Genomic DNA, 13,481 nt, shown 5'->3' on the forward strand with positions numbered 1-13,481 from the left:
TGAAGAGTGCGGCTACGCCGCCGCCACGAAGCGATACGCGGCACCGTTTCGCTCGGCCCGCCCGATGCCCGGATAGGCCCAGTGGTAGCCGAGCAGCGCCAACCTCTCCGATGCGGCCCGATCGATCAGCGCCTTTCGGTTCTTCAAGGCCAGCTCCGCATCCGTGTCGAAGCCGAAATGCCAGTCGGGATGCTCGAAGAAGACCACATTGCTGGTCACGGCGTCGCCGGTAATCACCAGGCCCTCATGTCCGGCGCCGTCGCCACCGGCAATCTGAAGCGAGATGTGGCCGGGCGTGTGGCCCCGCGTGTCGAGCACCTGCATGCCGCTGACGATTTCGTCGCCGGGCCCGACGAGGGTCAGCCGGTCCTGAACGGCAAATAGGTCGCGCTGCGCCCCCTTGGCAAAACCATGCAACGCCTGCGGTATCACCTTCTCGAAATTCGGATCCGTCCAGAACTGCCACTCCCTCTCCGAGACAAAATATTGCGCGTTCGCAAAGGTGAGCTTGCCATCGGTTTTGACGGTTCCGCCGGAATGATCGGGATGGGCATGGGTCAGCACCACTTTCGTCACCTGGTCCGGATCGATGCCGGCCGCAACGAGATTGGCGCTCAGCTTGCCGGCGCTTTCCTGAAAATGGATGCCCGAGCCGTCATCGACGACGATCAGATCGCTGCCGGTGCGGATGACCGAAATATTGGTGTGAAAAGGCGCGCGTTCCGGCGTGCCGCCGAGGCGGCGCATGATGTCCGGCCGCTCCGCGGGTTCGGCATCCGGCAACACGATTTCGACAGGCAGCATCAGGAAGCCGTCGCTGACGACGGAAATATCGAAATTGCCATGCTGGAAGCGATGGACATTGGCGGCATAGCCGCCCTTCGGCAGCAGAAGTGAAGCAGCAAGCGCGCTGGAGCCCGCCAGGAATTCGCGACGGTCGATGCGGAAAGCGTCAGAAGAAGTGCGGGAGGCGGTCATGGCTCTGGTCCTTGGCTGAAGCAGTCGGGGATCTGGATGTGTTTGGCGAGCGACCGGGTGCCGCACTCGGCGACACCGGTCGGCATTGTCACGCCTTGGCGAAGGCCAGCAGATCGGCGTTGAGCTGGTCCTTGTGGGTGTCGGTTATGCCATGCGGCGCGCCGGCATAGACCTTGAGCTCGGCATGCGGGACGAGCTTCTTCGACGCCCGTGCCGCCGCGTCGATCGGTACGATCTGGTCGTCGTCGCCATGGATGATCAGGGTCGGGACATCGAACCTCTTCAGGTCCTCGGTGAAGTCGGTCTGCGAGAAGGCGACGATCGAGTCATAGGTGTTCTTATGACCGCCCATCATGCCCTGCAGCCAGAAACTGTCGATCATGCCCTGGGAGGCAACCGCGCCCGGCCGGTTGAAGCCGAAGAACGGGCCGGCGGCGATATCGCGATAGAGCTTCGAACGATCCTTGAGGCTTGCCGCCTGCAGGCCGTCGAACACCTCCTTCGGCAGGCCGCCGGGGTTCGCATCGGTCTTGACCATCAGCGGCGGCACCGCCGAAATCAGCCCGGCCTTGGCAACACGGCCCGTGCCGTGGCGACCGATGTAACGGCTGATCTCGCCGCCGCCGGTCGAAAAGCCCGCGAGGAAGATCTCCTTCAGATCGAGCGCATTGATCAGATCGGCCAGATCGTCGGCATAATGATCCATGTCGTTGCCGTCCCAGGGCTGCGACGAGCGGCCGTGGCCACGGCGGTCATGGGTGATGACGCGGAAGCCGTTGTTGGCGAGATGGAACGCCTGCGCTTCCCAGCTGTCCGACGACAGCGGCCAGCCGTGGCTGAGCACGACGACCGGACCATCCTTCGGCCCCCAGTCCTTGTAGTAGATCTCGACGCCATCGCGGGTGATGATGCGGCTGCCCATGGTCTTTGCTCCCTCAGTGCCGGCGACGCCGGCTGTTGATGCGGTGGTGGATGCGGCCTTCGCCGCGGTGTTCGTTGCGCTGACCGCGGCGGCGGTGGCGGCGGCGCCAAAGGCCGCCGAAAGAACCGTGCGCCGCGAAAGGCCACTGGAAACGCTTGCGGAAACTGCTTTTGCCTGTGTCATTGTCCTCGCCTCTTTCTCTCTGTTGCCCGGCTTCCATTCCGTGGAAGCGATGGTTGAATTGATAAATCGGCGGCCCTAACCTCTCGACCGGCAAAGCTGACAACGATGGGGGCAGAAGTGACAAAACGACCGGAAAGCGAACCGGCGGAGATCGGCATCGTCGTCTATCCGCGCGCCCTGATGTCGGCGATCCACGGCCTGACCGACATGTTCGAGGTTGCCAGCATGCAGTCGGTCGAGCAGAGCGGATTGGATGCTCCGCAGATCCGCATCAGCCATTGGACGCTTCAGGAAGACGGCTCGGTGTCGAAATCGCGCGACACCCACCAGGGCCCTTCTTCGGGCCTCGTGGCGCTGATCCTGCCGCCGACGCTGTCGGACCTGCCGGTCGGCGATCGCATCGCCGGCCTGCCTGCCTTCGTGCGCAAGCAGCATGAGCGCGGCACGACGATCTGCTCCGTCTGCGGCGGCGCCTATCTGCTGGCAGAATCTGGCCTCGCCGCTGGCCGTACCATCACCACGCACTGGTCGCACCAGGACCTGATCACCAGCCGCTACGGCAACATCCGCGTCGATACCGACAGGTTGCTGATCGACGAGGGCGACATCATCACCGCCGGCGGCATGATGGCGTGGATCGATCTCGGGCTGAAGCTCGTCGACCGGTTCCTGGGAACCGACGTCATGCTGGCGACCGCGCGCTTCATGATCATCGACCCCGGAGCCCGCGAGCAGAGCTACTACAGCGTCTTCGCGCCGAAGCTCGACCACGGCGACAACGTCATCCTCAAGATCCAGCACTGGCTGCACGGCACCAGCACCAAGGGCGTGACGCTGCAGATGATGGCGGAACGCGCCGGGCTCGGCGACCGCACCTTCCTGCGCCGTTTCCAGAAGGCGACCGGTTTCAATCCCACCGAATATTGCCAGCGGCTCAGGATCGCCAAGTCACGCGACCTCCTGGAGCGTTCGCATCTGTCGATCGAGCAGGTCGCCTGGCAGAGCGGTTACGATGACACTAACGCCTATCGCAAGATCTTCCGCAAGATCCTCGGCCTTTCGCCGAAAGAATACCGCCTGCGCTTCTCCGTACCGGACGGTGGCCGGCGAATGGTTGCAGGCGCGTCGAACGCAATGCCTGCGTTGTGATCGACCTCGCATCCCTGCCGGGACCATCCTCGTCACTCTATAAATTGCTGAATTAGCGTCATCGTATACTTGACACTCAAACTCACCTTTTAATAGAAAGAGCGCACTCCGACATTGGTCGCCGGCGTCATTGGCGACCGTGCCGGAAGCAGCAATCACGACAGTCCGTCGGCATCGGACGCGCCCCCTCCAGGGGGTGCGAACGCATTGGTGTGCCTTCTTGGGGGAATTGGAAATGGGCGTTCTGGATTTTTCATTGTCGTCGGCACCGGCGCTGGTCTCATATATCCGCACATCGCTGCGGCTGGTACATTTCTCCGGCATGGTGCTTGGCCTCGGTGGCGCCGTGTTTCTCGATCTGATGCTGTCGCGCTACCGCCGGATGATCGTCAGCGCCGAACTGGTCGGTCACGTCGAATGGATCAGCCGCTTTATCGCAGCCGGACTGTTTCTGCTGTGGGGCTCAGGTCTCGGATTTCTCCTGCTGTACCAATTGACCGAAACGGAAAAGCTGCTGAACCCGAAGATCTGGGCCAAGGTGACGATCGTCAGCATCCTTACCGTCAATGGCCTTGCCATTCACCGTTTCGTGCTGCCCTTCGTCCGCCAGCAGATTGGCTCGACGCTGCTCGCCGGCGCCAAACCCGCCACGAAGACGGCACTGATCGGGTGCGGCGTCATTTCGATCGTCTCCTGGAGCGTGCCCGTCATCCTCGGCGCCGCACCGCAACTGAATTTTGTCGTACCCTGCGGCGTCATCCTCGCCGCCTATGCCCTGCTGCTCGTCCAGGCTTTCTTCATCGCCACCCTGGTCATGCGTGACAGGCGCCAGATCCTTGCCGACGCCGTGTGAGGCGTGAGACGCATCAACTTTAGGCGCGATCGAAACGCAAAAAACGCCGCGCGCCCGAGAGAGGGGCGCGCGGCGTTTTCGTGTTCGTTCATTTCAGACGCTCGAGCCCTCACCCCTTGCCAATGACGACAAAGACGATGCGGCGGATCGCTTCGGCAAAGCTGACGCCCAGCGCCATCGCCGCAATGCCGGTGACGCCCAGCGCGCCGATCCCCATCAGCTTCCAGCGCCTGACGTCGTCGGTCACCGGCTTCATCTCCGCGACGTCCGTACCGATCGCCAGGACCGACGCCTCGAGTTCGCCAACCCGATCGGCAAGCTGCTCCATGCGCAAATGCACGTTGGCATGGCTTGTCGCGGTCTTGTCTTCGGCACGCTGGGCGCCCTCCTCGATCCGGCGAATGGATTCCTGCAAGCCGCGCATGCCCGCAACCAATTCGCCGAGCTGGCGGTGAACGGCTACATCGATTTCAACTGCCGACATCGGCGCGCTCCCCATGCCTGGCGCATTCCGCCCGTGTCCAGATTTCTGCCGCGCAAAGCCCGACGACCGTGCGGTCGATCCGGCGTTGATCCGCAGGCGTCGCACCGCGCGCGCCGATGAGATCAGTTCCGACCACGCCCCGCAGGCCCGGAACACTGGCCGGTTGCGAAGTTCCACAACCTGCCTGAATCAAGGCAGGAATCATAATCAAGGCGCCTTTCACCAGCGCGGCTCTGAGCGTCATTGTTCTGCCTTTCGATGAGACTGGCGAGGGAACGAGCACCGTCTGCGCGGATCTCGTGGACAAGCCAGGCGACGCCGGCGAGCAACAGCCCGCCAAGGACAAGCTTCGGCCAGGACAGCATCATTTCGCCCAGCCGAAACGCCGTGCCAGCCCATACCAGGTTTCGGAGAGCACGCCGGCAACCAGGCCGACGCCAACTTCCAACACCATCTGTATGTCGGGATCATCGGCAAGCGCCGGACCGATTTCAGGGGCCAGCAGGCCCTTCGCAACAAGCAGGCCCGCGCCGTAGCGCAACACTATACGGATCACCACGGCGCTCATTTCGCCCACCTCGCGATAATTGCGACGATCGCGGCGGCAAGGCGTTCGAAAGTCTTGCAAATGGACCGGAAAGTGGCGCTTTCACCTTGACCTTTGCCCCCTGACCCCGACTTTCCGGGCCGAAGCACGACGACGACGCCCGGCCCGGTCGACCCCGCCCTTTCCTGGCCACTCGGGCCATATCCGGCTTCACGCAATGCCGTCTCGAATGCCCTGCCGTAGGCCTCGATCTTTGGGCCATTTTGCCGGACATCACCGTTGATGATCGCGCGGGATGCCGCATAGCGATAGCCGGTCGCAGCCTTGGAAAGACTCTCGCTGGTGTCGAAGTCGGAGAGCCGCTTGCCGGTAAGAAGCCCCTGCGCCATGCCGTCGAACAGGATGCGCACCGCCGTTGCCGTCTCATTCGCCTGGTTGGGGGCAGCCGCGATGCCGAACTTCGCATAGTTCGCCCTGCCGGTGATCTGGGCCAGACCGCGCCCGCGATAACGCCACCCATCATCGGTCTCGACATTGCCGAGCCGCCCGCCATAGATCCGGTTCGCGAGCTTTCGCGGATTGCCGGCGTAAGGCTCGGCACGCGCAATCGTTGGGAAACGAGCGGGCCACACCTGCGTGAGCCGCTTCGCGGTGTAATTGAGATTTTCCTCGACCGGCTGCATGGAGCCGCCGGTCTCGTGATAGGCGGTTGCAAGGATCGCGGCGAGATGGCAAAGGCTGACGCCGCGGCGCCGCGCCTCCTCGAGGATCGCCTCGACGCCCCTCTCTTGTTGCACAGAAAAAGATCTGCCGAGTGCCGCGCTGCCCCGTCGCCGGAGAGCGGCAAAGAATACCGACCGATTCATAAGTCACCTGTCTCGTGAAGAGTGCCTAGAGATTGACCGCCGCGAGCCACAGGGCGTCGACCTGCAGCTCTGACAGGCCGAGCCCGTTCGCAATCGTGGCGACGAGGGGGTGCCCGCGCTGGAACGTCTCGGCATATTCCCACTCGATCTGTGCCCTGTCCCGTTCGGTGCCCGCGGGCAGCGCGGCAATCGTCGCTGCCACCGCCTCGGGCGAAACGCCGGCGCCGACGAGACCGAGACGGAATTGCCGCGCGGAGAGCGACGGCATTATCAAGCGGCTCTCTTCGTCCGTCGGGGGAACATAGTCGGCGACCGGAAAATCGCAGTTGTCGTCGAGCCACTTGCGGATGGTCGGATTGAGACCGAAGCCATCTTCAGGCCGCGATACATATTCGCAATCGTAAACCGCATCCTGCAGATCGGTGATGTTGCACTTGACCAGCAGCACGCCGTCTTCCCTGGTCTTTTGAACGGAATAGACCTCATTCAACGAAAGCGCCATCACGCAGTCCTCTGCATCTGTACCATGGAATTGCCACTGGAATAGGTGATCTGCCCGCGCGCCCGCCAGGTCCCGCCCAACTGAGAGCTCGCCCCGACATCCAAGGTGTATTGATAGGCGGCAGTGGAGAGGTAAGTGGCGTACCCCTGGTTCCGATTTCGCGCGCCGTTTGAGTAGCAGAGCACAGAATGACCAACGGGGAAGTTTGTCTCGTCCTGGTTGGAACCGGTGTAGACGGTAGCTTTTTCTTCCAAAGCAACGTTCATCCATTTACCAAGGTAGGGGGGTAAATACTGATTCCCGTCGCTTTGAAGTAACCACGAACCCCAGATTAATCTGTCTTCAGAAGTGGTCCCATCCACACCAAGAGCATTGGCGCTGTTGCCAAAGCGGACAAATCCCTTGGCTCCATCCTGTCGTCCGCTAATCTTCATATGATTAGCAACATTGACGTCGCCAATCCAAACATCGTCACCAACAGCAAAGTTGGTCCCAAGGCCAGAGGAGCTCGAAATTACGCGGTTCGCGTAGATGTCTCTGGAGAAGAGCGCGTCGTTACCATTATCCCACCGCAACAGCGTAGTCGCGCTGCCGAAATTATTTGAGGATCTCTGAATGTAAAGCTCATTGGAATTAGTGCCAATAAAGCGATATTGACTATCCGTGTCGACATTCATCCGCAGCTGACAAGAAGTGGAACCGTTGCCTTCAATTACGAAGTTAGTTCCATTCCACGTCAACTCACCAGCTTGCCAAATCTGCAAAGCCCTAACAAACGAGCCCGAGGCGTTGTAGAGATTAATGCCGACATATTCACTGCCATCGTCGTGGAAGACCGCGGTGCGGTTGATACCGGAAGCGTTCATCAACCAAAGTACGCGATTGCCACTATTTCGGATTTGGATTGAGCCGTTGGAGAGAACGTCTTGAGCCGTCAATGTACTAGAAAAATATGCTGACGTTCCTGAAAGTGGGGTCCCGGCCAGGGTAAGCCCCCCTCCTTGAGCGGTGACAGTTAACCCGCCTTGGCCGATGGAACCATTTCCTCCTGAGGCTAAAATTCGTGCATCAAAATCGATGTTATTCCCAGACGAATGGAAATCTATGTAGGTGTTAGTAGCCGTACCGTCCGTTCGCCCCACTTCAATGCCGTTCGTACTAGGGCCATTCAAAATCAGCGCTGCGCTCGCGGCCGACGAAACTACTACGCTTCCCTTAAACGTCTTACCCGACATCGCCCCCGGCAGCCGCGCATCTGCCAGCGTGCCAGAGGTCAAATCGCTCGCGGATCCAGACGAGGCTACCGCCGCCAGTCCGAGAGTCGCTTTCACCGAAACCGCATCCACGTCGTCGAGGATGGTCCTGGCGAATGGTGTGAGGGCCGTCGTCGCATAAAGGTCGGTCCCCGTCGTATAGAGCATCTGATTGGGCGTAGTCGTCAGGCCGGCAATCGATTGCAGGCCTGCGTCCTGTGCCTGGACATTGGTGCCGATCTCGAGGCCAAGAGCGGTTCGGGCGCCGCTTGCGCTTGTCGCTCCCGTGCCACCCGCGGTCAGCGGGCGCGGTGCATTGGCGTCGGCCGTCAGGTCGTCGATCAGCGTGTTGTATGGCACGCTCTGGATCGTGGTATTGGGCACACCTTTGGTGCCGGCGGGAGGTGAATAGACGCCACCTGTTCTGGGCATGGCTTGTCTCCATGGAAGTGCGGGCCGCAAGCTTCCCTATTGTTCCTGATGTCGATGGAATGCGCGGAGCCGCGCGCGGGGACGCGCCCTGGCTGGCAGCGCGCGCCTTGCCGCGGGCGGCATGCCGACCTGTCGGACAGCGCTGAAAGACGCCATCGACAGACGGCATGGCGTAAGGCAAGGAGGCCTGGATCGGCGCCCCTATCGCTTCTTCCGTCCGGCGGCAAAAAGCCGGCCGTAGTCGACGCGGCGCATGCCGTCGGCCCCGCGGCTGACGGCATCGGGGCGGGTTCTCTCCACCTCCTGCGCCATTACGCCAAGGTGCTTCGGGCCACTGCCGGGCTCGCCCTTGTAGCGGTATTCGTACAGCGAATGCCCGTCGAGCGTGCCGACCCGTTTGATGTCCTTCTTTAGGCGGCGGTCCGAGACGTTCTTGCCAAAGGGCAGCATGCCGAACAGATTGCCAAGCGCGCCGCTGGCGGCGCTTTGGCGCGTTCGATAGGCGTCAAGCTCTCCCTGATACTTGTTCTGCACCAGCCCGGCATAGTCCACCGGCTCGATCCGTTGCCCCTGTGTCGGCACGAAATTCGGGTTGCTAACCTGGGCGCCGGAAAGCAGACTCGAGATCTCGTTGATCGGCTGGTTGCGCTGGGCATACATCTCGTTGAGATATTGCGTCCGCGCCGCATTCTGTGCCGCAAGTTGCGCCTGCTGCGCGTTGAAACTCTGATCCTTCAGCGCGTTGTTGGCGGCGGTCGTCGACTGGTTGTTCTGGTGCATCTGCTGCAAGGCGTCATTGCCGAAGCCGACAGCAGCGAGCGCCTGGTTGAAATTCTGCTGCTGCGCGGCATTTGCCAACTGAAGGTTGTTGGCGTTCTGGGTGTACTGCTGGTTCTGCGCCTGGTTGGCGAACTGGCCGCCTTGCAGCATCTGGCCGTAGGCCTGCTGCTGTGCCGCATTCTCGAAGGCCGCCGCCTGCTGCGAAAGACCCACGAGCCGGGATTGCTCCTGCCCGGCATTGAGAATGGCTCCGAACCGGGCGTCGTTTGCCTGCCGGTTTGCCTGGTCGATTGCCCGGTTATAGGCTTCCGAGCCCGGCTGTAAGCCCTGGTTGGCAAGCTGTGTCTCCAGCGCCGCCCGGTCTCGGTCGAGCTGCGGGTTCATGCGCGCCATCAGCGCATCCTCATAGCGCTTCGTGTCGAAGTTCGTCTCGTAGCTGCGCCTGATGTCACCCGCATTGCCGAGCGAGCTCTGTATCGCTCCGGCGTTGGCGACCGCCCCTTGAGCGCGGCCCGTACTGGGCAGCGTCGTCTGCAGCGCCGGGCCGGGAGCGTATTGCTGATACTGCGGCAGGTTGATTGCGTTGGGGTTGCCGGCCGCCGGTGCGCCGGAAAGATCGAGCGGTCGCCCCAGCAGATCGTTCAACCGTGCCGACTGGCTGTTGGCGAGCGTCGCCATGTTCTTTTCGGCGGCGTCCGTCTGGTCCTTGATCGCCTGCTGTGCCGGCGAGAGCGTCTGCGTCGCCGTCCAGGTGGGAATGTCGTAGAAAGCGCCGCTCGACGGGTCCTTCCACTTGGTACTGCCCGTCTGCGAATAGGTCAGGCTGCCGTCGGGCGTCACTTGGTTGACATTGCCGAGGGTGCCATTGGCAATGGCGGTGCCGATGGTCGCGGTCTGCGCCGCCGCGGTCGCGCGCGGATCCGGCGGCTTAGGAGCTTTGGGTTTTCCCATGGTGCCTACCTCTGGTTGGCGGGGTGCGCCCGCCATTGGTTGTCTGTGAGTGTGAAGATGATTTCCGCTTCAGCCCGCCCACGAAGGCGGGGAATTCGGTGCGGCGTGAAACCGAACCGTTCGGCAATCGCGATCATGCCGGCATTGCGCTCGGAAACCCTGAGCACGACCATCTGGCAGCCGATCTCCTGGAGCGGATAGCCGAACATGCCCTTGAGCACCGGCCGCGTCAGCCAGCGTCTGCTGGTGGAAGCCGCCGACAGTTCGATAACACCGGCCTCCGGCGCAAAATTGTGAAACACCACGCCAGCCAGGAGCGCGTCGCCTTCGACGACGCCCATGGTGGTAAAGTCCGCAAAGCCGCGTTCGCAGCCGGCGATGTGGCGGGCCACGAAGTCCGCGATCGATTGGTTCACCGTGGGGTTGCCGGCACCACCCCAGACGATCCTCATGCACTCGCCTCCCCGGCCTCGACCTGCAGCGTCGCAAGATCCACTTCCAGATCGAGCCTTGCCGCTCCACCGGATGTGATGGCGCAACCGACTGCCAGCATGTCGCCTGACGCCCGCACATTCTGCCGAAAACTGTAGCGAAGCTGCTGCGTCAGCGAGTCCCAAACCGCCTTGTCCCACAGTCCGACATCCCAATCGGAGGATGCGGCATCGCCAGCCGTCACGCTGGTGGCCGCAGGGATCGACCGGTCGAAGTCCGCTCGAGCAAAAAGCCGCACTTTCGGTTTGCTTTTCGCCCGGAAGAACACGTGGGCGAGCGTGGCTTGCGCGCGCTGGCCAAACCGGCCAGAGGGTGCAAACTGCGAGAGATAGGCGGCCGTAAAGGTCAACCCGTCGTCGGTCCCCGTCGTATCGCCCTGCCAGCAAAAGCCGGCGTCGGCGCCGAAGAACAGCCCGCCCTGCAGCGTCTCGTAGCAGCTCGCCCGCCAATTGCTGATCGTCGACCAGCGGCCGCTGAGCACATTGAGCACGAATGTCGTATCCGCGACGACGCTGTTGCCGGGAAAGGCGATGAAGACCAGGTTCTGTTCGGGCCATTGCTTCACCACCCAGCCGGCGCCGGTGGCATTCGCCGCCCGCCGCCAGTCGTCCTCGATCGGGCGCGAAACAGAAACCTGGCTGAGCGCCTGGCGATCGCGCTGGAACACCTGCGAAATCGGCGTCAGCCCGTCGCTGGTGGCAATCAGGATATCGCCGCCGGCGCGGATCCAGGCGTTCTTGCCGAGCGGCCTGCCGATCTGGTAGACGCCCTTCAGTGCAAAGCTGTTGGCGTCACTCGGGTCGGAACCGGCATAGACCGCCACCTCCCCTTCGGTCGAGACGAAGACGCAGAGATCGGAAAGGCCGTCGCCGCTTTCGAGCGACCAGGAAAAGCCCGTCAGCAGCGAGCCGCCCTTCTTCATCACGCCGCCCAGCGGAAACAGCGCCGCCGCCCCGCCGATCACGTTGACCGGCAGATAATAGGCGTCGAGGGTGGCATTCTTCAAAAAGAACTGCCGGTTCTTGAACAGCCAGCCGTAGTTGAGCTGCGCCATGGTGGTCGCGTCGGGAAAGGTGATCGCCGGCGTCGTCGCCCAGGTGCTGCCATTGTACACCCGGCGCTGATCGGCGCCGTTGAGGCAGATGAGGAAGGAGTTGCCCGCATTGGTGTGCTGGAAGGTGCACCAGTCGCCGCCCGAAAGTCCGCTGACGGCGGCTGCCGTCGTCACGGGCGGTGCGGCCGGCGAGGTCATGTCGTAGATCGCCGTATCCGTCGCCATGAAGAGCTTCTCCGTGGCGCCGTATTTGTATTTGAAGGCACTGCGGATCGTGCCGCCGTCGGCCACCCGCCCCCGCTTCTGCGAACCGCCGCGAATGCGGCAGCCGACGAGCGTCGGGAAAAAGTTGCGCAGAACGCTCGCCGATCCTGGCTGCTGTGCCGCCATGTCGGCCGTCGTCACGAGCCCGTTTTTCGGCGCCGGGAAGGTGATCGGCTGCGAGGTCTGCTGCCGCCCGATGCTGGTTGCGCCGCGATTGTTCTGGCCGACGCGTCCAGGCCTTACGTCCACTCTCATGATGCCCCCCGGTCGGCGTTGAGTTCCTGCAGCAGATCCGCCTCGAACTCGGCGAGGCTGTCGTCGAAGGGCAACCCCTTCTGCCGCTTCCAGCGCCACAGAATGCCCTTGCCCAGCAGCCGCTCGGGAAACAGTGTCCGGTCGTCATCCGCCTGCAGCGTGTTGCGCTCCTCGAAGGGGTCGCCCAGCACCCAGTTCTTCGAGATGTAGTCGACGATGGCTCCGACGCCTGCTGACGCTGGCAAGAACAGCATCTGGTTGTCCCGCAGGAAGAAATAGGGCTGCGCCGAAGCGGTGCTCGTGGCGACCGCCCATTGCGAGCTGTTGGTGATCGGGCGAAAAAAGCCGCCGGATGCGGTGCGCACGGCGCCGCCCGGCGTCAGCCGCTGACAGTCGGCCGGAAGGGTCAGCGGCGAGAGGATCGCCACATGCTGCTTCAGCAGGCGCCGCCAGTCGCCGCGGCGGGCAATCTCCTCGCCCGCCTCCTGCGCCAGCGCCACCATCGTCTGGGCATTGGGATCGTTGGAGCCGTAGATGCTGTCGAAGCGGTCGAGCGAAACGATATCGCAGACCTCGTTGATTGCCGAAAGCAAGGTCATGGCGTCACTCCTGCGACAGTCATTTGCGCGTCGCCCCAGCGGGCGCGCTCGTCGGCAACACCGAGCCCCGCAAGCGCCGACATTTTCAGCTGTTGTGCCGCGCCTGCCTTGCCGGCGTCGCGCTCCCAGATGGCGATCTCCTCGACCAGCCCGTAGAGATATACGTCAGGCGCCCTTTCGAGCAGCCAGTTGACGGGGTTCTCCGCCGTCAGCGGAGGGATCTTGCGATAATAGATCATGGTGAGACCGTAGCTTCCCGCTGGGAAAGGCTTGATCCTGTTGCCGACGATCGCATAGCCGAGTCGGCCACAGGCTTCGGCCAGATTGCTCTCAGCCAATTGCTGCAAGGCCATGGCACGGATCGGCCGGCCGCTCGCGCTCAGCACTTGTCGCGCCTCGACAAAATCCGCAGGCAGCGGCGCATCGCCTTCGACGACGGTGATCGCCGCCGTTGCTTCCATATCGCTCACGCGCAGCATCCGGTTGAGTTTCAGCTCGGCAAGGCCGAGAAATCGCGGAAAGAGGTGGGCGATGTCGTTACGGCCGCTGTATTCTCCGGCATCGACGAGCAATGCGGCATAGTCTGCAATGCTCATAGCCGGCCCTCCTTGGTGCGCCAGGCACGATTGTCGCCGTCGTTGAGGAAGCGTTTGACGAAGCGGTCGTCGCCTTCCGAATGCGCCGTCACCAGGCCAGAGGCATGCGCAATGTTGAGTGGGACCGAGGCGACGCGGTGCCAATCGCCGCGCCAGGCCTTCTCGGCGCTGTTGCGCACGTCCCGGTTTTCGCTGAGCAGATTGTCGACGGGATAATCGACGCGATAGACATCCTTCTCCCCGTCGAAGAGGTGCCAGACCGAGCGGCCCGTCATCCGGTCATGATCGTAGAGCGTCCAGGCTCCGTCGCGGATCAGCATC

17 protein-coding genes are annotated in these 13,481 nt (G+C 62.6%); 3 read left to right on the plus strand and 14 right to left on the minus strand.

Annotation, left to right across the window (positions count from 1 at the left end; translation table 11 throughout):
• Positions 1-12 precede the first annotated feature (12 nt).
• Both AC0C6X_RS22860 and AC0C6X_RS22865 read right to left on the minus strand, forming a co-directional pair.
• The gene (locus AC0C6X_RS22860) at positions 13-978 is read right to left on the minus strand and encodes an MBL fold metallo-hydrolase (RefSeq protein WP_472955306.1); all 966 of its coding nucleotides are present in this window, start codon (positions 976-978) and stop codon (positions 13-15) included.
• Positions 979-1,066: 88 nt separating this feature from the next.
• Entirely contained in the window at positions 1,067-1,900 is an 834-nt protein-coding gene (locus AC0C6X_RS22865) for an alpha/beta fold hydrolase (RefSeq protein ID WP_472955307.1), read from the minus strand.
• Between AC0C6X_RS22865 and AC0C6X_RS22870 the strand changes: the two genes are divergently transcribed.
• From AC0C6X_RS22870 to AC0C6X_RS22880, 3 genes are all read left to right on the plus strand, one after another.
• A complete protein-coding gene (locus tag AC0C6X_RS22870; protein WP_472955309.1) occupies positions 1,899-2,162 on the plus strand; it encodes a hypothetical protein in 264 nt (87 codons plus the stop codon). The two genes, AC0C6X_RS22865 and AC0C6X_RS22870, sit on opposite strands and share 2 nt — an antisense overlap.
• 38 nt (positions 2,163-2,200) lie before the next feature.
• A complete protein-coding gene (locus tag AC0C6X_RS22875; RefSeq protein ID WP_472955312.1) occupies positions 2,201-3,232 on the plus strand; it encodes a GlxA family transcriptional regulator in 1,032 nt (343 codons plus the stop codon).
• Between the two features lie 235 nt (positions 3,233-3,467).
• Positions 3,468-4,085 (plus strand): hypothetical protein, encoded by a 618-nt coding sequence (locus AC0C6X_RS22880; RefSeq protein WP_472955315.1) that lies wholly within the window; start codon positions 3,468-3,470, stop codon positions 4,083-4,085.
• Between the two features lie 109 nt (positions 4,086-4,194).
• Here AC0C6X_RS22880 and AC0C6X_RS22885 read toward each other — a convergent pair whose 3' ends face one another.
• The 12 genes from AC0C6X_RS22885 to AC0C6X_RS22940 all read right to left on the minus strand — a co-directional run bounded on the left by AC0C6X_RS22885 (position 4,195) and on the right by AC0C6X_RS22940 (position 13,480).
• Positions 4,195-4,569 (minus strand): DUF1515 family protein, encoded by a 375-nt coding sequence (locus AC0C6X_RS22885; RefSeq protein WP_246304299.1) that lies wholly within the window; start codon positions 4,567-4,569, stop codon positions 4,195-4,197.
• On the minus strand, positions 4,556-4,813 hold the full coding sequence (locus AC0C6X_RS22890) for a hypothetical protein (protein WP_173516903.1): 258 nt from the start codon (positions 4,811-4,813) through the stop codon (positions 4,556-4,558). The genes AC0C6X_RS22885 and AC0C6X_RS22890 overlap by 14 nt, the downstream gene beginning before the upstream one ends.
• A 120-nt stretch (positions 4,814-4,933) precedes the next feature.
• The gene (locus AC0C6X_RS22895; protein WP_472955318.1) at positions 4,934-5,137 is read right to left on the minus strand and encodes a hypothetical protein; all 204 of its coding nucleotides are present in this window, start codon (positions 5,135-5,137) and stop codon (positions 4,934-4,936) included.
• Positions 5,134-5,913, minus strand: coding sequence for a hypothetical protein (locus tag AC0C6X_RS22900; RefSeq protein ID WP_472955320.1), 780 nt, complete (start codon positions 5,911-5,913; stop codon positions 5,134-5,136). Before AC0C6X_RS22900 ends, AC0C6X_RS22895 begins: the two co-directional genes overlap by 4 nt.
• A 94-nt stretch (positions 5,914-6,007) precedes the next feature.
• Positions 6,008-6,484 carry a hypothetical protein gene (locus tag AC0C6X_RS22905; protein ID WP_472955322.1) on the minus strand — a complete coding sequence of 159 codons (477 nt, stop codon included), beginning with the start codon at positions 6,482-6,484 and terminating at the stop codon, positions 6,008-6,010.
• Entirely contained in the window at positions 6,484-8,169 is a 1,686-nt protein-coding gene (locus tag AC0C6X_RS22910; protein WP_472955323.1) for a hypothetical protein, read from the minus strand. Before AC0C6X_RS22910 ends, AC0C6X_RS22905 begins: the two co-directional genes overlap by 1 nt.
• Positions 8,170-8,370: 201 nt before the next feature.
• Positions 8,371-9,900, minus strand: coding sequence for a tail fiber domain-containing protein (locus AC0C6X_RS22915; protein WP_472955326.1), 1,530 nt, complete (start codon positions 9,898-9,900; stop codon positions 8,371-8,373).
• A gap of 5 nt (positions 9,901-9,905) precedes the next feature.
• Entirely contained in the window at positions 9,906-10,352 is a 447-nt protein-coding gene (locus AC0C6X_RS22920; RefSeq protein WP_173516909.1) for a GNAT family N-acetyltransferase, read from the minus strand.
• The gene (locus AC0C6X_RS22925; RefSeq protein ID WP_472955329.1) at positions 10,349-11,965 is read right to left on the minus strand and encodes a hypothetical protein; all 1,617 of its coding nucleotides are present in this window, start codon (positions 11,963-11,965) and stop codon (positions 10,349-10,351) included. The genes AC0C6X_RS22920 and AC0C6X_RS22925 overlap by 4 nt, the downstream gene beginning before the upstream one ends.
• Positions 11,962-12,564: a hypothetical protein gene (locus tag AC0C6X_RS22930; protein WP_472955332.1), complete on the minus strand. Its 603-nt coding sequence runs from the start codon at positions 12,562-12,564 to the stop codon at positions 11,962-11,964. The genes AC0C6X_RS22925 and AC0C6X_RS22930 overlap by 4 nt, the downstream gene beginning before the upstream one ends.
• Positions 12,561-13,160 carry a phage adaptor protein gene (locus AC0C6X_RS22935; RefSeq protein WP_173516912.1) on the minus strand — a complete coding sequence of 200 codons (600 nt, stop codon included), beginning with the start codon at positions 13,158-13,160 and terminating at the stop codon, positions 12,561-12,563. Before AC0C6X_RS22935 ends, AC0C6X_RS22930 begins: the two co-directional genes overlap by 4 nt.
• Positions 13,157-13,480 carry a hypothetical protein gene (locus tag AC0C6X_RS22940; RefSeq protein ID WP_173516913.1) on the minus strand — a complete coding sequence of 108 codons (324 nt, stop codon included), beginning with the start codon at positions 13,478-13,480 and terminating at the stop codon, positions 13,157-13,159. Before AC0C6X_RS22940 ends, AC0C6X_RS22935 begins: the two co-directional genes overlap by 4 nt.
• Position 13,481 lies beyond the last annotated feature (1 nt).

Source organism: Ensifer sp. VA4 (genome assembly GCF_055710065.1).